General features: G+C 45.6%; 17 protein-coding genes and 1 tRNA gene. 9 read left to right on the top strand and 9 right to left on the bottom strand.

The window, feature by feature from the left end; translation table 11 throughout:
- The first annotated feature begins 38 nt into the window (after positions 1-38).
- A complete protein-coding gene (locus ITJ87_RS18470; protein WP_117600001.1) occupies positions 39-2,816 on the top strand; it encodes a putative LPS assembly protein LptD in 2,778 nt (925 codons plus the stop codon).
- A 3-nt stretch (positions 2,817-2,819) separates the two neighbouring features.
- Here the strand turns inward: ITJ87_RS18470 and ung are convergent, their stop codons facing one another.
- Both ung and asnA read right to left on the bottom strand, forming a co-directional pair.
- Positions 2,820-3,482, bottom strand: coding sequence for a uracil-DNA glycosylase (gene ung, locus ITJ87_RS18465; RefSeq protein WP_117600002.1), 663 nt, complete (start codon positions 3,480-3,482; stop codon positions 2,820-2,822).
- 103 nt (positions 3,483-3,585) lie between these two features.
- Positions 3,586-4,623, bottom strand: a complete 1,038-nt coding sequence (gene asnA, locus ITJ87_RS18460; RefSeq protein WP_117600003.1) for an aspartate--ammonia ligase — start codon at positions 4,621-4,623, stop codon at positions 3,586-3,588.
- Between the two features lie 212 nt (positions 4,624-4,835).
- Here asnA and ITJ87_RS18455 point away from each other — a divergent pair.
- From ITJ87_RS18455 to ITJ87_RS18435, 5 genes are all read left to right on the top strand, one after another.
- Positions 4,836-4,908, top strand: a tRNA-Arg gene (locus ITJ87_RS18455).
- A gap of 121 nt (positions 4,909-5,029) precedes the next feature.
- Entirely contained in the window at positions 5,030-5,671 is a 642-nt protein-coding gene (msrA, locus tag ITJ87_RS18450; RefSeq protein WP_117964095.1) for a peptide-methionine (S)-S-oxide reductase MsrA, read from the top strand.
- 6 nt (positions 5,672-5,677) lie between these two features.
- Complete coding sequence (locus ITJ87_RS18445) at positions 5,678-6,151, top strand: low molecular weight phosphatase family protein (protein WP_117964096.1); 474 nt, start codon at positions 5,678-5,680, stop codon at positions 6,149-6,151.
- A gap of 91 nt (positions 6,152-6,242) precedes the next feature.
- Positions 6,243-7,073, top strand: coding sequence for a MerR family transcriptional regulator (locus ITJ87_RS18440; RefSeq protein WP_196096300.1), 831 nt, complete (start codon positions 6,243-6,245; stop codon positions 7,071-7,073).
- Between the two features lie 108 nt (positions 7,074-7,181).
- Positions 7,182-8,063 (top strand): alpha/beta hydrolase, encoded by an 882-nt coding sequence (locus tag ITJ87_RS18435; protein WP_117964098.1) that lies wholly within the window; start codon positions 7,182-7,184, stop codon positions 8,061-8,063.
- Between the two features lie 404 nt (positions 8,064-8,467).
- On the opposite strand, the gene ITJ87_RS18430 is transcribed toward ITJ87_RS18435, so the two are convergent.
- A complete protein-coding gene (locus ITJ87_RS18430; protein WP_005833165.1) occupies positions 8,468-8,905 on the bottom strand; it encodes a PepSY-like domain-containing protein in 438 nt (145 codons plus the stop codon).
- A 203-nt stretch (positions 8,906-9,108) separates the two neighbouring features.
- On the opposite strand from ITJ87_RS18430, the gene ITJ87_RS18425 reads away from it, so the two are divergent.
- A complete protein-coding gene (locus ITJ87_RS18425) occupies positions 9,109-9,735 on the top strand; it encodes a hypothetical protein (protein WP_117964232.1) in 627 nt (208 codons plus the stop codon).
- A gap of 138 nt (positions 9,736-9,873) precedes the next feature.
- Here the strand turns inward: ITJ87_RS18425 and ITJ87_RS18420 are convergent, their stop codons facing one another.
- The 5 genes from ITJ87_RS18420 to ITJ87_RS18400 all read right to left on the bottom strand — a co-directional run bounded on the left by ITJ87_RS18420 (position 9,874) and on the right by ITJ87_RS18400 (position 15,473).
- Positions 9,874-10,629 carry an HAD family hydrolase gene (locus ITJ87_RS18420; RefSeq protein ID WP_117964099.1) on the bottom strand — a complete coding sequence of 252 codons (756 nt, stop codon included), beginning with the start codon at positions 10,627-10,629 and terminating at the stop codon, positions 9,874-9,876.
- Between the two features lie 130 nt (positions 10,630-10,759).
- Positions 10,760-12,097, bottom strand: coding sequence for a glucose-6-phosphate isomerase (locus ITJ87_RS18415; protein WP_117600007.1), 1,338 nt, complete (start codon positions 12,095-12,097; stop codon positions 10,760-10,762).
- 48 nt (positions 12,098-12,145) lie between these two features.
- Positions 12,146-13,141 carry an NAD(P)H-dependent glycerol-3-phosphate dehydrogenase gene (locus tag ITJ87_RS18410; protein ID WP_044467854.1) on the bottom strand — a complete coding sequence of 332 codons (996 nt, stop codon included), beginning with the start codon at positions 13,139-13,141 and terminating at the stop codon, positions 12,146-12,148.
- Between the two features lie 100 nt (positions 13,142-13,241).
- Positions 13,242-14,972: a lysine--tRNA ligase gene (lysS, locus tag ITJ87_RS18405; protein WP_117974281.1), complete on the bottom strand. Its 1,731-nt coding sequence runs from the start codon at positions 14,970-14,972 to the stop codon at positions 13,242-13,244.
- A gap of 93 nt (positions 14,973-15,065) precedes the next feature.
- Positions 15,066-15,473 carry an HU family DNA-binding protein gene (locus tag ITJ87_RS18400; RefSeq protein ID WP_117600009.1) on the bottom strand — a complete coding sequence of 136 codons (408 nt, stop codon included), beginning with the start codon at positions 15,471-15,473 and terminating at the stop codon, positions 15,066-15,068.
- A gap of 257 nt (positions 15,474-15,730) precedes the next feature.
- Between ITJ87_RS18400 and ITJ87_RS18395 the strand changes: the two genes are divergently transcribed.
- Both ITJ87_RS18395 and ITJ87_RS18390 read left to right on the top strand, forming a co-directional pair.
- The gene (locus tag ITJ87_RS18395) at positions 15,731-17,083 is read left to right on the top strand and encodes an MATE family efflux transporter (RefSeq protein WP_044467852.1); all 1,353 of its coding nucleotides are present in this window, start codon (positions 15,731-15,733) and stop codon (positions 17,081-17,083) included.
- Between the two features lie 103 nt (positions 17,084-17,186).
- On the top strand, positions 17,187-17,816 hold the full coding sequence (locus tag ITJ87_RS18390; protein WP_044467857.1) for an AAA family ATPase: 630 nt from the start codon (positions 17,187-17,189) through the stop codon (positions 17,814-17,816).
- A 77-nt stretch (positions 17,817-17,893) separates the two neighbouring features.
- Here ITJ87_RS18390 and ITJ87_RS18385 read toward each other — a convergent pair whose 3' ends face one another.
- Positions 17,894-19,555: a putative transporter gene (locus ITJ87_RS18385; protein ID WP_044467851.1), complete on the bottom strand. Its 1,662-nt coding sequence runs from the start codon at positions 19,553-19,555 to the stop codon at positions 17,894-17,896.
- Positions 19,556-19,570: the final 15 nt, after the last annotated feature.

Below are 19,570 nucleotides of genomic sequence, written 5' to 3'. Positions count from 1 at the left end.
TATGTACTTTTGCCCCTCCAAGCGTAAACTATTAGTTAATGACGCCATTGAAAGCAAATACATTCATATCATTCATACTACTATTCGTCTTGCTTCTTCTCTCTGGTGGAGCTGCTTCTCAGCATCGTAGAGGGAAGGTTGTACCTCCGGATACCCAACGGACGGATTCATTGCAACGTGGCGACACCTTGCAGGTGGGAGACACTTTACAACATGGGGCGGGATTGCCCAATGACTCGTTGCGACAAGATACGATAGCTCCCCCTCCTCCCAAGAAGGATGCGCTGGATGCTCCCGTCGCTTATGAAGCCAATGACTCCATTGTGTTTACACAGAGTGGTTTTGCTCATCTTTACGGTCAAGGGAAAGTGAGTTATCCAGGAGCTGATTTGGAAGCTGAGATTATTTCTATGGATATGGATAATAGCACGGTTTTTGCTCGTGGTGTAGTCGATTCTGTAGGGACAGCTAAAGGACGTCCGGTTTTTAAAGATGGAGACACCTCTTACGAAACTGACACTATCCGTTATAACTTCAAGAGTAAAAGAGGGCTTATCAGTAATGTTGTTAGCCAGCAGGGTGAAGGGTATGTGACCGGTAACAATGCAAAAAAAGGAAATAATGATGAGCTTTATATGAAAAGTGGGCGTTACACGACTTGTGATCATCATGATCATCCTCACTTTTATATGCAGATGACCTATGCCAAAGTGCGTCCGAAAAAGAATGTAGTGACGGGACCTGCCTATCTGGTTGTAGAGGATGTACCGCTCCCTCTTGCCGTTCCGTTTTTCTTTTTTCCGTTCTCAAGCAGTTACCAGTCTGGTTTTCTGATGCCTACCTATATGGATGACTCTAATCGTGGTTTTGGTCTTACTGACGGTGGATACTATTTTGCCATCAGTGATCAAATGGATTTGAAGCTGAGGGCGGATATCTTTACGAAAGGCTCTTGGGCGCTTAATATGGAGTCGAACTATGTGAAGCGTTATAAATATTCCGGTTTGCTTCAGGCGAGCTATCAGGTGACTAAGACCGGTGACAAAGGCTTGCCCGACTACTCAGTTGCCAAAGACTTCAAAGTGGTGTGGTCTCATCGGCAGGATCCTAAAGCAAATCCTAATTCTACTTTTTCTGCCAGTGTGAACTTTGCTACTAGTAGTTATGAGCGTACCAATATTGACAATATGTACAATTCGCAGGCTATGTCTCAGAATACCAAGACTTCCAGTGTCAGCTATTCGCGCAACTTTCCTGACCAGCATTTGAATATTTCCATGTCAAGTAATATTGCACAAAGTATGAAAGACTCTTCTATTGCTGTGACTTTGCCTGACATGACCATTTCCTTGAGTACTATTTTCCCTTTTAAACGTAAACATGCTGTTGGAGATGAAAGGTGGTATGAGAAGATTTCAGTACGTTATACCGGTCGTCTGAAGAACAGCATCAAGACGAAAGACAATCTGTTGTTCAAAAAGAACTTGATACGCGATTGGGAGAACGGTATGCAGCATGAGATTCCTGTAAGTGCCACGTTTACTTTATTCAAATACTTCAATGTTACACCTTCTGTGAATTATACAGAGCGTTGGTACACCCGCAAGGTGAAGAAGGACTGGGATGATGAGCAAGGCAAGGAGGTAAACGATACGACTTACGGTTTTCACCGTGTGTATGACTACAGTGCCAGTTTGGGTATCAACACTAAACTTTATGGCATGTACAAGCCGCTGTTCATGAAGAAGAAGGAGATACAGATCCGTCATGTCATCACCCCCTCTATCAGTTTCAGCGCTGCGCCCGATTTTACTTCATCCCGTTATGGCTATTACGATTCTTATATAAAGGATCAGAATGGTGTCCGTGATACTGTGCAGTATTCTTATTATGCTGGTCAGGTATTCACTCCGCCAAGTGGGGGAAAGCAGGGACTTATCAGTTTCAATATCTCTAACAACCTTGAAATGAAGTTCAAGGATAAGAATGACTCTATCCGCAAGGTGAGCCTGATTGACGATTTGACTATGGGTATCAGTTACAACACAGCTGCCCAGGTGCGTCCTTGGAGTGACTTGACCTTTAATCTTCGTCTGAAGTTGAGTAAGAGTTATACTTTGAGTATGAACTCTACCTTTGCCACTTATGCCTACGAGTTTGACGAGAACGGAAGGGTGGTGCCCGGTAACCGTACAGAATGGTCTTATGGTCGTTTTGGCCGTTGGTCTGGATATGGTACATCCTTCAGTTGGACTGTGAACAATGATTCGTGGAAGAAGATAAGGAACTTCTTCACCGGTCAGAAGGATGATGAGGAGCAGGATCAGGATCAGAATGCTTCGACGGAGGAAGACGGTGATATGGAGGGGGAAGCCACTGAGGGCGGTGCTCCGAAGAAGAAGACTGAGAAAGCTGCTGCTGACGCTGACGGTTATCAGGTATTCAAGATGCCTTGGTCAATCAATTTTAGTACTGGTTTTAATATTACAGAAGACACTAGTAAGCCCATTAATCGTAAGAACATGCGCTATCCGTACAAATTCAGCCTGAATTCCCTTAATATAAACGGTAACGTCAAGCTTACCAATAAATGGGCTGTCAGCTTCAATTCCGGTTATGACTTCAATGCGAAGGAGATAACGCAGACCGCTTTTAACATCACACGTGACCTACACTGTTTCAGCATGACGGCTGCCATATCACCTTTCGGACGATGGAAATACTATAACTTTACCATTCGTGCCAATGCAAGTATCCTGCAGGACTTGAAATGGGAACAGAGAAGCCAGACTCAGAGTAATATTCAGTGGTATTGATGTTTACCAAACGATTTCCTTTTCCCCGTGCTCTCTCAGGTAATCATTCGTTTTGCTGAAATGCTTGTTCCCGAAGAAGCCGTTATAGGCGGATAGGGGAGATGGATGTGCCGAGGTAAGTACCAAATGTCGGTTACGGTCGATGAATGCCCCTTTGCGTTGGGCATAGGCCCCCCAAAGAATAAATACAAGATGCTCTTTTTCTTCGGCGAGAATGCGGATGGCCGCATCTGTAAATGTTTCCCAACCGCGGTTTTGGTGAGAACCGGCTTGGTGTGCACGTACGGTGAGGGTAGCATTGAGCAGCAATATGCCTTGCTCTGCCCAGCGTGTCAGATTTCCGGTAGTGGGGGCATCAGTGCCAATGTCATTTTTTATTTCCTTGAAAATATTAAGTAGGGAAGGAGGGAAGGGAACACCATCATTTACGGAGAAGCAAAGTCCGTGTGCTTGTCCCGGACCATGATAGGGGTCTTGACCGATTATCACGACTTTTACTTTGTCAAAAGGGCATAGGTTGAATGCATTGAATATCAGCTTTCCCGGAGGATATATGGCATATTTCCCATATTCGTCCCGTACAAAATCAGTCAATGTACGGAAATAATCTTTCTCAAATTCAGGTTGCAGATGTGCTTTCCAGCTTTCTTCTATTTGAACATTCATAATTGGATCTGTTAGTAGTTTCGGATGCTAAAGTACAAAATAAAAAATAAAGTCCAACCTTTTGAGGGTTGAACTTTATATTATATGACGGGATAAATGTATATCAAATCAGGTGTATATTGTGTTCCTTACACTCTTTGCGCATATCTTCCGGCCAGATACTGGCTTGTATCTCACCGATATGCGCCTTGCGCAGATAGAACATACAGAGACGGGACTGTCCTATACCGCCGCCGATGGAAAGCGGCAGTGTATCATTCATCAAGCGTTTGTGGAAGTAAAGTTCCAGACGTTCCTCTTCGCCTTCCTCTTTGAGCTGGTGAAGCAGGGCTTCCTTGTCTACACGGATACCCATGGAGGAAAGTTCGATGCTGCGTTGCAGGATGTGGTCCCATAGCAAGAGGTCACCGTTCAGTCCGGGGAGGTCGTTCAGTCCTTTGCTGGTATAGTCATCATAGTCCGGAGCACGTCCGTCATGTTTCTTTCCGTCGCTCAACTTGCATCCGATACCGATGATGAACACCGCACCGTATTTCTTGCAAATGGCATGTTCGCGGCATTTGGGTTCCAAGTCCGGATATAGTTGGCGCAATTCTTCGGCATGAATAAAGTGAAGTTTCTGGGGCAGGCAAGGCTTGATTTGCGGATACATCTCATATACCATATATTCTGTGCGCACCATGGCTGCATAGATACGGGTTACTATCTCCTTGAGGAATTCCACATTGCGGTCTTCGGCAGTAATGACGCGTTCCCAGTCCCACTGGTCTACATAAAGGGAATGCAGATTACCCAGCTCTTCATCGGCACGGATGGCATTCATGTCTGTGTAGATGCCATATCCTGGTTCGATATGATATTCGGCAAGCGTGAGGCGTTTCCATTTGGCGAGGGAGTGTACCACTTCAGCTTTGGCGTCACCCAAATCTTTGATAGGGAAAGTCACGGCACGTTCCACTCCATTGAGGTCGTCATTGATACCCATTCCTTTCAATACGAACAGTGGAGCTGTCACACGTCGCAGGCGCAGTTCGGAAGAGAGGTTTAATTGGAAAAACTCTTTAATTTGTTTAATCCCTAATTCAGTCTGTTTTAGGTCCAATAAAGGTTTGTAACCTTCAGGTGTTATCAGGTAGCTCATAAATCTATTCAGTATAACTTCTATTAAATTGTTCGGCAAAGATAGGAATAATATTAATACTTGCTTCTATTTTGTGAAAAAAAATAGCAAAATGTTTGTGTAATTGCGGTTGCTCTTCTCAAAGTAATAATAAAAATATTCCTCGGTTTGATATAAAAAGCGTTTGAATGTTAGGAATCTGCTAATTTTTTTATACTTTTGCATCCACATTTGGCTCCGTAGCTTAGTGAATAGAGCGTCAGATTCCGGTTCTGAAGGTCGTGCGTTTGAATCGCACCGGGGTCACAAAGAAAGGAACTCCCTTTGCATGAATACTTTGCAAAGGGAGTCCTTTTTTATACAATACATCCAGAAAAGTCAACCATACGGTTCTCTTTCTTGTTATAATTTCCATAGAGGCAGAGGTATGAAACAAATAATATTTATTTTTGCAATGTTAGTGATTGGTCTGTCCTATGCCGGTAAGCCGGAAGGACGGTCAGAAAGGAGAACAGACATGAAACCAATGAAAGAGATTTATCTGGCAGGAGGATGTTTTTGGGGTACCGAACATTTCCTGAAACAAATAGAAGGTGTGGAGGCTACCCAGGTGGGATATGCCAATGGAAATATAGCCAATCCTACCTATCGGCAGGTATGTACCGGCACCACGGACTTTGCCGAAACCGTAAAAGTACAGTATGACGCCGATAAGGTGGACTTGCCTTTCCTTATCGACCTTTATTTCAAAACGATTGACCCTACCAGCCTCAATAAGCAAGGAGGTGATAGAGGTATACAATATCGCACGGGTATCTATTATACGGATACCGCCGACCTGCCCGTTATTCGTGAAACTGTTGACCGGCTGGCTGCCAACTACTCCCGTCCGTTGGTGGTAGAGATAGAGCCTTTGAAGAACTTCTATCCTGCCGAAGATTATCATCAAGACTATCTGGACAAAAATCCGGGTGGATATTGCCACATTAACCCCGCCTTGTTCGACTTGGCGCGTAAAGCGAAGATGAAGAAAGAAGGAGATGGCGAGTATTTAAATCTGGAAAAGTAACGGACAATGGATATACTGTTAATAAGTAATGAAGATACGTGCCGCAGCCGTATCGCGCAGGAACTCCTGCATGCATTTGGCAGGGGAATGAATATCTCTACGGCAGGAATTATGGAGGGGAACTGCGTTCCCGATGCCGTGTGCAATGTGATGGAACAGAATGGTTTCAGCGTGTCTCGCAAGAAACCCTCTGGTGTCGGGGCCTATACGCATCGGTCATGGGACTACGTGATTCCCCTGTGTAAAGAAGCCGGAGAAGAACTGAAATTTATCACTCTGGATGCCAAGCAGCAGGCGCATTTTGATTTTGAAGATCCCTTTAAAAATCGTTTTCAAAATGAAAGTGAGCAGGAGCAACAAGTTGCCGCACTCTATGAAATCATGTACCGGCAGCTGTATGAATTTTACCGTAATGAACTGAGCGAGCAGCTGTTGCCTCGTTGTACGTGCGGTGCAAATACCTATTGCCGTTGCGAATAGTGAAATATGTGTTTTTTTTTGAAGCAATCTCTTGACTCGTACCTAAGGGCAGGACCTATCTTTGCATCATAAACAAAATGCGCATGAGTTTATGAAGAATAAAATGAAGTTTAAAATCGGAGAGTTTTCCAAACTTTGCCAAGTGACCATTAAGACGCTTCGTCATTATGAAGAGATAGGATTGATGATACCCGTTGAAGTGGATGAGTGGACGGGGTATCGCTATTACGACATCAGCCAGCTCCGGTGTATGAGCCGTATTGTTTACCTCAAGCAATTAGGGTTCAACCTCGAAGAGATATCCGAGTTGTTTGCCGATGGCAAGGAATTTCCGGATGCTGAATTGTTGAAGGTTAAAATAGAACGTTGCAAAAACGAGATTGAACACTTGATATGGCGGCAGACCGAACTTGCCAAATTGGAAAATTTACTCCATAAACAAGAGAATGTTATGGAAAAAGTGTTTAAGAAATCCCTCCCTTCAAGAATTTTTGCTACCCATCGCCGTAAAATAGACTCTTATCAGGAGCTGTTCAATCTTTGTCCGAATATCATCGGGCCTGAAATGTACCGTTTGGGTTGTGAATGTCCTGCCCCGGAATATTGTTTCACGGTGGAATATAATGAGGAATATGGGGTTGATATTGATATCGAGTTTTTTGAAGCGGTGGCTGAACGCAAGGAAGATTCGGAGCTGATTAAATTCAAGGAACTTCCGGAAGTACCGGTTGCGCTCTGTGTCAACCATTACGGTGCTTATGAGCATATGCCCGAAACTTTCGCCGAGCTTTTTGCGTATGCCGAGGCAAATGGATACGAGGTTATTGACCGTCCCCGGTTTTGCCATATTGACGGCATTTGGAACAAAGAAACGGTGGATGAATGGATGACGGAAATTCAGTTGCCCATCAAACCTTCTTAATCAGCCTTTGATTTCTGCGGAAAGCTTTCAACCGTGAGAATACCTAAAAATAGGGATAGGTAGTCAACTTATTTTCTGCGAACTTTGCAGACTGAAAAAAGAATTGAAATGAGAAGCCTGCATATTCTGTTCATATTGGTAGTTGTCACTTGGCTCGGTTTTCCGCTGAGAGCGCAAGAAGCTATTTCTATCGGGACTCGCCACACTTTGTTTTCGCATGTCTTGAATGAGGTTAGGGAGTATTGGGTGTATGTACCTGCAATCCGCCCGGGTGAAAAAGAGGAAAGTTATCCGGTTCTTTATTTGCTGGACAGTGATTCTTTTTTTCATTCGGTGGTAGGTTTTACTCGCTTGTTTTCCACCTCCAAAGTTTCTTCCTTACCGCCCTGTATCGTTGTGGCTGTCCTGAATACAGACAGAACCAGAGACTTTACGCCAACCTGTTCCGCTGCCCGGCGTGACGGAACTGTCCGTCCGGGCGATAAACCGGAAGGGGGTGGGGCAGGACAATTTTGCCGTTTTCTGACGGAGGAGCTACGCCCCGCAGTAGAACAAGACTTGCCGGTGAATGGACAACACTTGTTGGCCGGACATTCTTATGCCGGGTTGTTCACGCTGCATGTTTTGCTGAATTATCCCGGTGCATTTGATACATACATCGCCATAGACCCCAGTTTATGGTGGGATAAAGGATATTTTCAGAAACAGGTAGAACGGCAGGTAGATAAGGTTGACTTTTCAGGAAAGCAACTGTATGTTGCGTTTGCCACTCAGCCGCGTCCTGATAGGAAGCTGATCCACTTTCCTCTGACAGATGATTTTATAGGGAGTGCAGTTCCTCGTATGGAGAAGCGGCATTTGCGGGTGGTATTAAAAAAGTTCCCGGAAGAGACGCATGGAACGGTTGCTCTTCCGGGATTTTATGACGGACTGAAAACGTTGTTCTTCCGTTCTGCGGTTGGAATTTCTCTGTCGAACAAACCTCTCTGAAAAAAACTCTATTTTTCAGTAAGCTGAATGATATGGCCATTGTACTAAGGGGACTACCTATACGATGGTGAGGTCTGCCAAAATCCTGAAAGCGTCATAGCCTGAGTTGCCTTCCGGCAGAAAGCGCCGAGAAGCGCCGTTTCCTTATAAATCAGTATTTTCAGCTCCGGAGAAGGTTGAGTGTCCTTCTCCGGACACACTGATTAAAAAACTGCAAAAGTGCAGCCGGGGCTTCGTTGACTCCGGGCAATTGGAATAGTAGTACAACCACTGTTGTACAATGAGCGCAGCACCATATGCCCTGCTACCGTACGGAAGTGCATAAAAAAAAGAGTTGCCTGGAGAAACCCTCTCCAAGCAACTCTTTTCAGCTTCTTGATACTTTATAAAAATCTTTCTTGTCATCAATCGTCAATGTCAATCACCCTCATTTTAGAGTCAAATGTAATTTCCCAACGATTAGACAACTTTATCTCATACTCATTGTCATCGTACTCAATCTGAAGAATTCTTGCATCCGGATAATTGGTCTTTACATAGTTACGTATCGCTTCCGGTACAATCTGTGCAGGAACTTCACTTTGTCTGCATCGTACCTCCTTCCATTCTCCCGATTTATCAAATTCTACCTTCTCCCCATTCGTGAACACCACATCATAGCTTTTATAAAACATTCCCGACTCTAATTTAGCCATTGCCACCTTATGGTCTTTAAAGTAAGTCTTAATAAATGTCTGCGCCTTCGCGGGCAACTGGCTCACCTCTATCGGCTTATCATTATCCGCCATTACCATTGTATGCACTGCAAACATACAAACCAACATCATAACTAACTTTTTCATACTTCTCTATTTTTTAATAATTAATACTTTATTTGTTTTTTGTATTGCAAAGATGAGAAGGAAATCTGGAAAGAATTGGGAAAAAACTCTATTTTTGGAAATGAAAAAAAAAATCTATTTTGAAAATGGGTGTTGTGGCTCTTCACCTATGAATTTTTGTTTGCAATGAATATTATTTAAAGACACAATAGACTATTATGGCTATGAAAATATTAAATCAGTTTATCGATGATTTTGTAGGTGTTTTCCAATATCGGTTTATGGATACCTTTCAATATTTTAAAGAAAGGAAGAAAAGTAAATATTTGGGAGATAGATTTGAGGAATGGGTTGTGAAGAACTCTAATATTAGTAAAGAGGGTTATCCGGACCTCTGTGACAAGAAAATATTTTGGCGGCTTTTAGATTGGAGAGGTGATAAATACGTTGAGGGTTATAGACCTCTGTCTTCATCATCTCCGGATTTGTTGATGGAGTGTGTTACCACTACGAGTACCATTCATGAAGTTGGAGATATTATAGCTGTAGAATGTAAATGGCGAAGTAAGATAGGTTTTTATCTCGATATAAAAGACATTGAAAAGTACGAAAGGTATATGAACTCTAATCTGTTGAACCGTCCGATAAAAAACTTGTTTTATGTTTTTGGCTTTGGATGGTGTGGTGACGGTCCGGAATCTGTTTATGTAGTTCCTGCCAGAGAATTGTACGATTATGATAAAGATACTCGTAGGATAACGTTCCCTATTAAAGAAACCGAGAAGGAGAAAATGAGTAGATTGGAGCGTTTTAAGAAGAAAGACAATAGATGCCTTCTGTACATCAAGTAATGACATTTAGAGCGATACGGCAGAATGTTAGATATTGATTAAACTATAAAAATCAGTAAAGTACTACTGTATACCGATAAAGTATGCAGTAGTACTTTGTTATATAAACTGAATCAACTGTTATTGTTTGGGTCGCCGTCAATCTTTGTGGCGAAGGCTATTACTGGCATCTAATGCGGTTTGCAACCTTTCCCAGTCCTCACAAAGCGCCTGCATGGAAGGAAACAATAAATCAGCTCCGGCATCCAGTAATACCTGCTTGTCCAGTGGACCTGTATTGACTGCTACAGTGAATATGCCTGCTGCTGTTCCGGCTTGTACTCCGATAGGTGCATTTTCTACAACTATAGCTTCATTGGCTTGTACTCCGGCTTTTTCCAGTCCCATCAAATAAGGCTCAGGATGGGGCTTCCCGTATTTCACATCAAAGGCGGTCACCATGTGGTCGCGCTGAAACATACCGGGGAAGTTATGGGCAAGGCGGTTCAGCAGGGAGTGTTGGCCCGAACCGGTGACAAGTACCGGAGTAAGTCCTGCCGCTTTTACCTTTTGCAGTACTTCCCAAGCACCCGGCATACGTTCCGGTTCCGGGTGGGTACTGAATTCGGCACTTTTCTCTGCATAGATGCTTTCTATCATCTCGGGAGTGGCATCCTTGCCATACTGGCGTTGATAAACGATATTGATGGTGGAGGCTCCGGTACGTCCCTCGTGCATGTATGCCTCTTCACGGCTCAAGTGCAGGCCATGGCGTTTCATTACTTTATGCCAGGCATCGGCATGGTAGGGCATGGAGTTGAACAGTACGCCGTCCATGTCAAAAAGAACTGCTTTCAATTGGATGTTGGAATGCCCGTGCTTTTCCAGATAACGGGCGATAGAGTTTTCGAACACTTGGTAGATTGAGGATTAAAAATTAAGAAATGCAGGGTAAATAAATTGAGAGTTGAAAATCGGGAAACGGCTTTTCATTGCGCTTATTGCACAGTCATTTCTCAATTCTCAACTCTCAATTCCTGATTTATCAAAGTCTTGCCTGGATGGCTTTGGACTCTTCTTCGTAGCCCGGCTTGTTCAGCAGTGCAAACATATTCTTCTTGTATGCTTCCACACCCGGTTGGTTGAATGGATTGACTCCCAGAATGTAACCGCTGATGCCGCAAGCTATTTCAAAGAAGTAGAGCAGACCTCCGATGCTTTCTTCATTCAGTGCAGGGATAACGATGCGCATGTTGGGTACGCCGCCGTCAACGTGGGCAAGCTGTGTTCCCAATTCGGCCATCTTGTTCACTTCGTCCACGTGCTTGCCTGCCAGGAAGTTCAGTCCGTCGAGATTCGCTTCGTCCGAAGGTACCTGCAGGGAGTGCTGTGTCTTTTCCACGGAGATGACAGTTTCGTAGATGGTACGTTCGCCTTCCTGAATCCATTGTCCCATGGAGTGCAGGTCGGTGGAGAAATCTACGGCAGCAGGGAAGATACCCTTGTTTTCCTTACCTTCGGATTCACCATAAAGCTGTTTCCACCATTCGCTTACGTAGTGCAGTTTGGGATTGTAGTTTACGAGGATTTCAATCTTCTTGCCGTTCTTGTAGAGCTCGTTACGTGTAGCTGCATAGATGGCAGCGGGATTTTCTGCAAACGGAACATCTTTTCCACAAGCCTTTTCCATGGCAACTGCACCTGCAACCAGTTTCTCAATGTCGAAACCTGCTATTGCGATGGGCAGCAAGCCTACCGGAGTCAATACAGAGAAACGTCCGCCTACGTTATCGGGGATGATAAAGGACTTGTATCCTTCCTTGTCGGCCGTTACGCGGGCAGCGCCTTTCTTGGCATCGGTGATGGCAACGATAACCTTCTTTGCCATATCCTTGCCGCGTTGGTCTTCGCATTGCTTTTTCAGCAGACGGAACGCCAGGGCTGTTTCAGTAGTAGTACCGGATTTGGAGATGTTGATAACACCGAATTTCTTGTCTTTCAAGTATTCGGTAAGCTCATATAGATAATCTTCACCGATATTGTGTCCTGCATACAGAATGACCGGAGCCGTTTTCTTGTCTTGCAACCAGGTGAAGCTGTTTGACAAAGCCTCTATCACCGCACGTGCACCGAGATAACTTCCGCCAATACCGGCAACTACTACTACTTCGCAGTTGTCACGCAACGTCTGTGCGGTAGCCTTTAGGTCAGCCAGGTGCTCTTTAGTGATGGAAGAGGGGAGGTGCAGCCAGCCTAAGAAGTCGTTGCCCTTACCGGTACCATTCTCTAATGCTTCCTGTGCAGCCTTTACTTGGGCTTCATAGGCGAAAACGTTTTCTTTGGAGATGAATCCAAGAGTCTTTTCAATGTTCAAACTAATCATAATATTCTAGGTTTTAAATTCAGTATTTCGTTTTATCTTTTTTCGCGCTTACCGGAATGAATCGGTAAGCAGCTTGATTTCAATCGTCGGCGAGATACGCTCATACAGAATGTTGTATACTGCATCTACAATAGGCATGTTGACATGATAATGCTTGTTGATTTCCTTGATACATTTTGTACCGTAATATCCTTCAGCAATCATTTCCATCTCAATCTGCGCGCTTTTCACGGAGTATCCCTTGCCAATCATCGTGCCGAATGTGCGGTTACGGCTGAAATTGGAATATCCCGTCACCAGCAGGTCACCTAAATAAACGGAATCATTTACGTTTCTGTTCAGTGGATGTACCGTTTGCAGGAATCTGTTCATTTCCTGTATGGCATTGGACATAAGCACAGCCTGAAAGTTGTCGCCATATTTCAGACCGCTGCAAATACCGGCTGCAATGGCATATACATTTTTCAGCACCGAACTGTATTCAATGCCGGCAACGTCATTACTGACAGAGGTCTTGATGAATGAACTGGCCAGTTTGCGGGCAATGGTGCAAGCCTTGTCGGTGTCGGGACAAGCAATGGTCAAGTAAGAAAGGCGTTCCAGAGCCACTTCTTCCGCATGGCAGGGACCTGCCAATACAGCAATATTCTCAGCCGGGACGCCATATTCCTTAGTGAAATATTCCGAGACAATCAAGTTGTCATCGGGTACAATACCTTTGATGGCAGTTATGATGAATTTATCCTTAATCTTAGTCTTCAGTTTCTTCAAGTGAACCTTCAGATAAGGGGAAGGTGTAACGAAGATGAGCGTATCAGATTCTTTCACGACATCATTGATGTTGGAGTTGAAGTTGATACGCTTGGTATCAAACTTGACGCCCGTCAGGTAGGCAGGGTTATGGCCAAGCCGTTTGAAGTCGGCAATACGGTCGTCTCGCCGCATATACCAGTTTATCGACTCAGCTTGGGCCAGTACCATTTTGGCAATGGCAGTTGCCCAACTTCCTCCGCCCATGATGGCTATCTTACCGGGTAGTTTCATATCGAAATTAATAATTAAAAACTAAAAATTAAAAGGGGGTGAAGGAGCGCGCCTTCACCTTCCTCCTATCTTTAATTTTGCCTATTTAATTCTTTAATTTTTAATTCTTAATTCTTCCGACCCAGTCAGCAACTTCGTTTACGGTCGGGTTTGCCAGTTCCAATTTATATTTCTTGTTGATACCGCAAATGTCCATGTGGAGTTTTTGCGGATTCACATCTTTCATGTCACTCACCAGGTTGTAGCCGGCCTTCTGGATTACAGCCACCCAATCTTCGGGGATGCCCAGTTCCGTGTATCGTGCAGGAGCATCTTTGGGGACAACCTTTTCCGGACGCATCTGCGGGAAGAAAAGCACTTCCTGGATGAAGGATTCGCCCGTCATCAACATTGTCAGACGATCGATACCAATACCGATGCCCGATGTGGGAGGCATACCATATTGCAATGCTTTCAGGAAGTCCTGGTCGATGAACATCGCTTCGTCGTCTCCCTTTTCGCTCAAGCGAAGCTGGTCTTTGAAGCGTTCTTCCTGGTCTATCGGGTCGTTCAGCTCGCTGTAAGCGTTGGCAAGTTCCTTGCCGTTCACCATCAGTTCGAAGCGTTCGGTCAGTCCCGGCTTGCTGCGGTGCATCTTGGTCAGCGGGCTCATCTCTACGGGATAGTCGGTGATGAAAGTGGGCTGTATGAAAGTTCCTTCGCAGAATTCTCCGAAGATTTCATCAATCAGCTTACCCTTGCCCATGGTGTCGTCAATCTCCATATTCAGTTCCTTGCACACCTGGCGGATTTCGTCCTCGCTCTTGCCCTCCAGGTCGTATCCGGTCTTTTCCTTGATGGCTTCCAGGATGGGCAGACGGCGGTAGGGAGCTTTGAAACTGATGGCCTTGCCGTCTATTTCGGTTTCTGTGCAGCCATTTACGGCGATACAGATGCGTTCCAGCAATTTCTCCGTAAAGCTCATCATCCAGTTGTAGTCCTTGTACTGCACGTACAGCTCCATACAAGTGAATTCCGGGTTATGGTTCTTGTCCATACCCTCGTTACGGAAGTTCTTGCCTATTTCATATACACCTTCAAATCCGCCCACAATCAGTCGCTTCAAGTAAAGCTCGGTGGCGATACGCAGGTAGAGGTCCATATCCAGAGAGTTATGGTGGGTGATGAACGGACGGGCGCTTGCTCCACCGGGGATGGATTGAAGAATCGGCGTCTCCACTTCCGTGTAGCCGGCTTCATCCAGCACGGCACGCATGGTCTTGATGACGGTGGCGCGCTTCAGGAATTTTTCTTTCACGCCGTCGTTCACGATAAGGTCTACATAACGCTGGCGGTAGCGGAGTTCGGGGTCTTCGAAAGAGTCGTAAGCCACGCCGTCCTTATATTTCACGATAGGCAGGGGCTTGATGCTCTTTGCAAGTACGGTCAGCTTCTTGGCATGGATGCTGATTTCGCCCATCTGAGTACGGAATACGAATCCTTCGATGCCGATGAAGTCGCCTAAATCGAGCAAACGTTTGAACACGGTGTTGTACATCTCCTTGTCCTCGTCCGGGCAGATGTCATCGCGGGTGATATATACCTGGATGCGTCCTTTGGAGTCCTGCAATTCGATGAAAGATGCTTTACCCATGATACGGCGGCTCATGATACGTCCGGCAACGGACACTTGGCGAGGCTCTGCATCGTCGTTGAATTCAGCTTTAATATCGGTAGAGAAAGCATTTGTTACATACTCTGCTGCGGGATAAGGCTCGATGCCCATCGCGCGAAGTTCATTCATGCTGTTGCGACGAATGATTTCTTGTTCACTTAGTTCTAATACGTTCATTTCGCTATATTTCACTCAATTTGGGTACAAAAGTACGAAACATTTTTCAGATAGAGAACCTTTTTCCTTGAAATATAGGGAACGGGGGTGACATTAACCCTCTCCTTCGGCATCCACCCATTCGATGTGCGGGGAGAGGAGGGTGCGTTCCGTCACTTGTCCGCATTGCCCGCGGTAGTATTCGGGGATGAAGCGTATCTGCACCGCAGTGATTTGCGCCGGACTCACTTCTTCTGGGGTGTCTACCCCGGTGCCTTCCGAACGGCAGGTGTAGTAGAACGTCCCGATGCCCTTGAGCTTTACGGAGTGCCCCGAGCTCATCAGCTTGCCCAGCACTTCACCAAGGTTCATTAATACTGCATAGGTATCTCCCGGGGTTACCGTAGACATTTCCGACAATAATCGGGCTATTTCATCCGTTGTATAGGGATGTCCTTTGGTGACGGCTCTTGGGTGCCATTTGTCGTCGCCTTTCTGTTTTACTTTCTTATAGAATGCCATGGGGGCTTGTTGTTATTATGTGTCCGGCTCAACCGGTAGGTCAGGCATGGTTCATACGGTATGAATGTGCCAATCATACGGTATGATTATATCAATCATACGGTATGATTATGGTAATCATATCTTATGATTTATCATTGAATCGCAAAGATAGCATAAATCATCCGCATAGTGTGCAGGTTTAAGGTGTTTTTTCTGCTGTTCTGTTTTAAAAAAAGAGTACCTTTGCACCCGCTAAAAAGAAATAGGTATATAATATGGCAGGACAAAAGACTCCCACGGCGTTGGGAACGGAAAGTATAGGTAAACTCTTGATGCAATATGCCGTTCCGGCAATCATCGCAATGACGGCATCCTCTTTATATAATATGGTAGACAGTATCTTCATCGGTCACGGCGTTGGGACGATGGCTATTTCGGGATTGGCGTTGACTTTCCCGTTGATGAATCTGGCTGCGGCGTTCGGTTCGTTGGTAGGAGTGGGGGCTTCTACACTGATTTCCGTCAAGCTGGGGCAGAAGGATTATGACACGGCACAGTGTGTGCTGGGCAATGTTTTTGTGCTGAACATGGTACTGGGAATTGCCTTTACCATCATTGTCATGCTCTTTCTCGACCCGATTCTCTATTTCTTCGGAGGCAGTGACCAGACGGTGGGCTACGCGAGGGATTATATGCAGATTATCCTTTTGGGAAATGCCGTTACGCACCTCTATCTGGGGCTGAATGCAGTGCTGCGCTCTTCAGGGCATCCACAGAAGGCGATGTACGCCACTATAGCCACGGTGGTTATCAATACCATACTCGACCCGGTGTTTATCTATGGTTTTGGCTGGGGCATACGTGGTGCTGCCGTCGCTACCATTGTGGCGCAAATCATCTCTTTGACGTGGCAGTTCAAGCTTTTCAGCAATAAGGATGAGCTGTTGCATTTCCACCGGGGGATATTCCGTCTGAAACGTAAGATTGTATTCGATTCGCTCGCTATCGGCATGTCTCCTTTCCTGATGAACCTGGCAGCCTGCTTCATCGTTATCATTATCAATCAGGGGTTGAAGAAGTATGGCGGCGACTTGGCTATTGGGGCTTTCGGCATCGTGAATCGTCTGGTTTTCATTGTAGTGATGATTGTGATGGGGCTGAATCAGGGTATGCAGCCTATTGCCGGATATAACTTCGGGGCGAAGCTGTACGGACGGGTGAACAAGGTGCTGAAACTGACGATAATCTATGCCACGGCAGTGACCACTTTCGGCTTTTTGGTCGGTATGCTGGTGCCGGACCTGGTAGTGGGCATCTTTACATCGGATGCGGAACTGACAGAGCTTTCGGTCACGGGACTGCGCATTACGGTAATGTTCTTCCCGATTATCGGTTTCCAGATGGTGACTTCCAACTTTTTCCAGAGCATAGGCATGGCAGGCAAAGCGATATTCCTTTCCCTTACCCGACAGATGCTGATTCTGCTTCCTTGCCTGCTTATCCTGCCGCAGTTCTTCGGAGTGGCAGGAGTGTGGTACAGCATGCCGGTATCCGATTTGCTTGCAAGTTTGATAGCATTGGTGATGTTGGTTTGTCAATTCCGCAAATTCAGAACCTCTCCCTTGTAGGGATAGGTCGGGGAGAGGCTCTGAATTTTTCTTCCTACTTTCTGCAGATATTCCGTAAGAATATTTATATTTGCTATCTGCAAACCAATAGATGAATAAGCGTATGGGCAATAATTTTATAATCAATATAGGCCGTCAACTGGGCAGTGGCGGACGGGAGATAGGCGAGAAACTGGCTGCCCGTCTGGGTATTGACTTTTATGATAAGGAACTGATTAGGTTGGCTTCTGAAGAGAGTGGACTGTGTTGTGAGTTCTTTGAGAAAGCTGATGAGAAAGCTTCACAAGGTATTATTGGAGGGCTCTTCGGCATGCGTTTCCCTTTTGTCAGTGACGGGGCTATTCCGGCCACGAATTGCCTGAGTAATGATGCTCTGTTCAAAGTGCAGAGTGACGTGATACGCAGATTGGCGGAGGAGAAGTCCTGCTTGTTTGTGGGGCGTTGTGCCGATTACATTCTGCGAGAACATCCACGCTGTGCCAATGTCTTCATTTCCTGCTCCAATGAGGAGCGCATCAAGCGTATTTGCCGAATGTATTCCATTTCTGAGCGTGAAGCGGAGGAGATGATGAACAAAGCGGACAAGAAGCGTGCCGAATACTATAACTACTACAGCTACAAAAAATGGGGAGCTGCCGAAACATACCACTTGTGTATCGATTCTTCCGTATTAGGTATTGAGGCTACGGTGGACTTTATAGAAGAGTTCGTCAAGAAGAAGCTAAGACTTTAAGGAATTAAAATTAAAGGCTGCGTAGTTGGGTTAAACCAACATTGCGCAGCCTTTAATTTTAATTCCTTAATTTCCTCCTACATCATTGTCAGCAGTATCATCTGTCCCGCCAGAATTCGCAGGAACATTGTCAATGGATATACCGTGGAGTAACCTACTGCCGGAGCATCATTGCCTGATGTCTGATTGGCGTATGCCAATGCAGGAGGGTCTGTGTTGCTACCTGCTATTAAACCCATCAGGGTGAAGTAGTTCACTTTGCAATAGAAACGGGCTATCATGCCGATTATCAACAAAGGGATGACGGTTATCAGGAATCCATAGCCTACATACAGTAATCCGCTGCCTTCTACTACTGTTTGTACAAAATGCTCACCGGCTTCTATACCTACACTGGCAAGGAAGAGTACAATACCGATTTCACGCAACATCAAGTTAGCGCTCATGGTGGTGTACGTCACAAGATGCATTTTGTGACCAAAACGTCCGATAAGGATTGCCACTACCAGCGGACCACCTGCGAGACCTAACTTAACCGGTGTCGGCATACCCGGGAATGCGATGGGGAGGCTTCCCAGCAGGATTCCTAGGAAGATTCCCACGAAAATAGTAACGATATTCGGAGTGTCCAAACGTTTCAACTGGTTGCCCAATACACCGGCTACACGCTCTACGGCATCTTGCTGGCCAACCACCATTACGCGGTCACCTACTTGAAGTACCAGATTGGGATCAGCAAACAAGTCCATACCTGAGCGGTTGATACGGGTTACATTTACACCGTACATACTGCGGAAGTGGAGGCTTCCCAGCTTCTTACCGTTGATTTCGGACTTAGTGACGAGGATACGACGGGAAACCATTGGGGTGTCCTGCTTTTCCCAGTCTACATGTATTTCTTTTCCGATAAAGGCAGCTACCGCTTCGGCATCTTCTTCGGAGCATACGATGAAGAGCTGGTCTCCTACGTGGAATACCGTTTCATGGTTGGGGATACTGACGTGCCCCTCATGGCGTATGCGTGAACAGACAAACGGACGTCCCAGGAAATCCTTTATCTGGAGCAGGGTCTTTCCGGAAATTGATTCGTTGCGTACTTCGAGGTGAAGCATGTGCGGCTGATGCTTTACATCTGCTTCCTGCGTATTGAGTTCCTGTTCCTCTTTCTTGAGGTTCACCCGGCAGATATAACGGATGGCTATGATGGAACCTATGATACCTACCACACCAAGCGGATAGGCACAGGCATATCCCAATGCGATGGGGTCTCCCGTATAGTTTATTTGGTTCAGGGCTTCTTGTGCGGCACCCAGACCCGGAGTATTGGTTACGGCACCATAGAGAATACCTACTATCATTGGCAAGTCTATCCCTCCGTCAATGAAGTAGATGCTCAATGCTACTGCGATATTCAGCAACACGATACCGACAGCAAGCATGTTCAGCCGCATCCCCCCTTTCTTAAAGGAAGAGAAGAAGGAAGGCCCGACTTGCAGACCGATACAGAATACAAATAAAATCAAACCGAATTCGCGGATGAAATGCAAAATGTGTGTTTCGCCCGTGAAGCCAAAATGCCCCATCAGGATACCCGCAAAGAGGACGAATGTAACCCCCAACGATACCCCGAAAATCTTAATCTTACCCAGCAATACGCCCACAGATATTACGAATGCATACAAACAAACGATGTGAGCGACAGATGAAGGGTCCCATAACAAGCTTTCTAACCAATTCATAGTACCTTTTAATAT

The organism is Bacteroides sp. HF-162, from assembly GCF_015679285.1.
GTDB lineage: Bacteria > Bacteroidota > Bacteroidia > Bacteroidales > Bacteroidaceae > Bacteroides > Bacteroides uniformis.
This window is presented reverse-complemented; position numbering and strand designations above follow the sequence as displayed.

What these genes read in the sequence shown, in the direction of transcription:
- ITJ87_RS18470 (WP_117600001.1), top strand. Translation starts at nt 39, where the DNA reads ATGACGCCATTGAAAGCAAATACATTCATATCATTCATACTACTATTC.
- ung (WP_117600002.1), bottom strand. Translation starts at nt 3,482, where the DNA reads ATGAATGTTCAAATAGAAGAAAGCTGGAAAGCACATCTGCAACCTGAA.
- asnA (WP_117600003.1), bottom strand. Translation starts at nt 4,623, where the DNA reads ATGAGCTACCTGATAACACCTGAAGGTTACAAACCTTTATTGGACCTA.
- msrA (WP_117964095.1), top strand. Translation starts at nt 5,030, where the DNA reads ATGAAACAAATAATATTTATTTTTGCAATGTTAGTGATTGGTCTGTCC.
- ITJ87_RS18445 (WP_117964096.1), top strand. Translation starts at nt 5,678, where the DNA reads ATGGATATACTGTTAATAAGTAATGAAGATACGTGCCGCAGCCGTATC.
- ITJ87_RS18440 (WP_196096300.1), top strand. Translation starts at nt 6,243, where the DNA reads ATGAAGAATAAAATGAAGTTTAAAATCGGAGAGTTTTCCAAACTTTGC.
- ITJ87_RS18435 (WP_117964098.1), top strand. Translation starts at nt 7,182, where the DNA reads ATGAGAAGCCTGCATATTCTGTTCATATTGGTAGTTGTCACTTGGCTC.
- ITJ87_RS18430 (WP_005833165.1), bottom strand. Translation starts at nt 8,905, where the DNA reads ATGAAAAAGTTAGTTATGATGTTGGTTTGTATGTTTGCAGTGCATACA.
- ITJ87_RS18425 (WP_117964232.1), top strand. Translation starts at nt 9,109, where the DNA reads ATGAAAATATTAAATCAGTTTATCGATGATTTTGTAGGTGTTTTCCAA.
- ITJ87_RS18415 (WP_117600007.1), bottom strand. Translation starts at nt 12,097, where the DNA reads ATGATTAGTTTGAACATTGAAAAGACTCTTGGATTCATCTCCAAAGAA.
- ITJ87_RS18410 (WP_044467854.1), bottom strand. Translation starts at nt 13,141, where the DNA reads ATGAAACTACCCGGTAAGATAGCCATCATGGGCGGAGGAAGTTGGGCA.
- lysS (WP_117974281.1), bottom strand. Translation starts at nt 14,972, where the DNA reads ATGAACGTATTAGAACTAAGTGAACAAGAAATCATTCGTCGCAACAGC.
- ITJ87_RS18400 (WP_117600009.1), bottom strand. Translation starts at nt 15,473, where the DNA reads ATGGCATTCTATAAGAAAGTAAAACAGAAAGGCGACGACAAATGGCAC.
- ITJ87_RS18395 (WP_044467852.1), top strand. Translation starts at nt 15,731, where the DNA reads ATGGCAGGACAAAAGACTCCCACGGCGTTGGGAACGGAAAGTATAGGT.
- ITJ87_RS18390 (WP_044467857.1), top strand. Translation starts at nt 17,187, where the DNA reads ATGGGCAATAATTTTATAATCAATATAGGCCGTCAACTGGGCAGTGGC.
- ITJ87_RS18385 (WP_044467851.1), bottom strand. Translation starts at nt 19,555, where the DNA reads ATGAATTGGTTAGAAAGCTTGTTATGGGACCCTTCATCTGTCGCTCAC.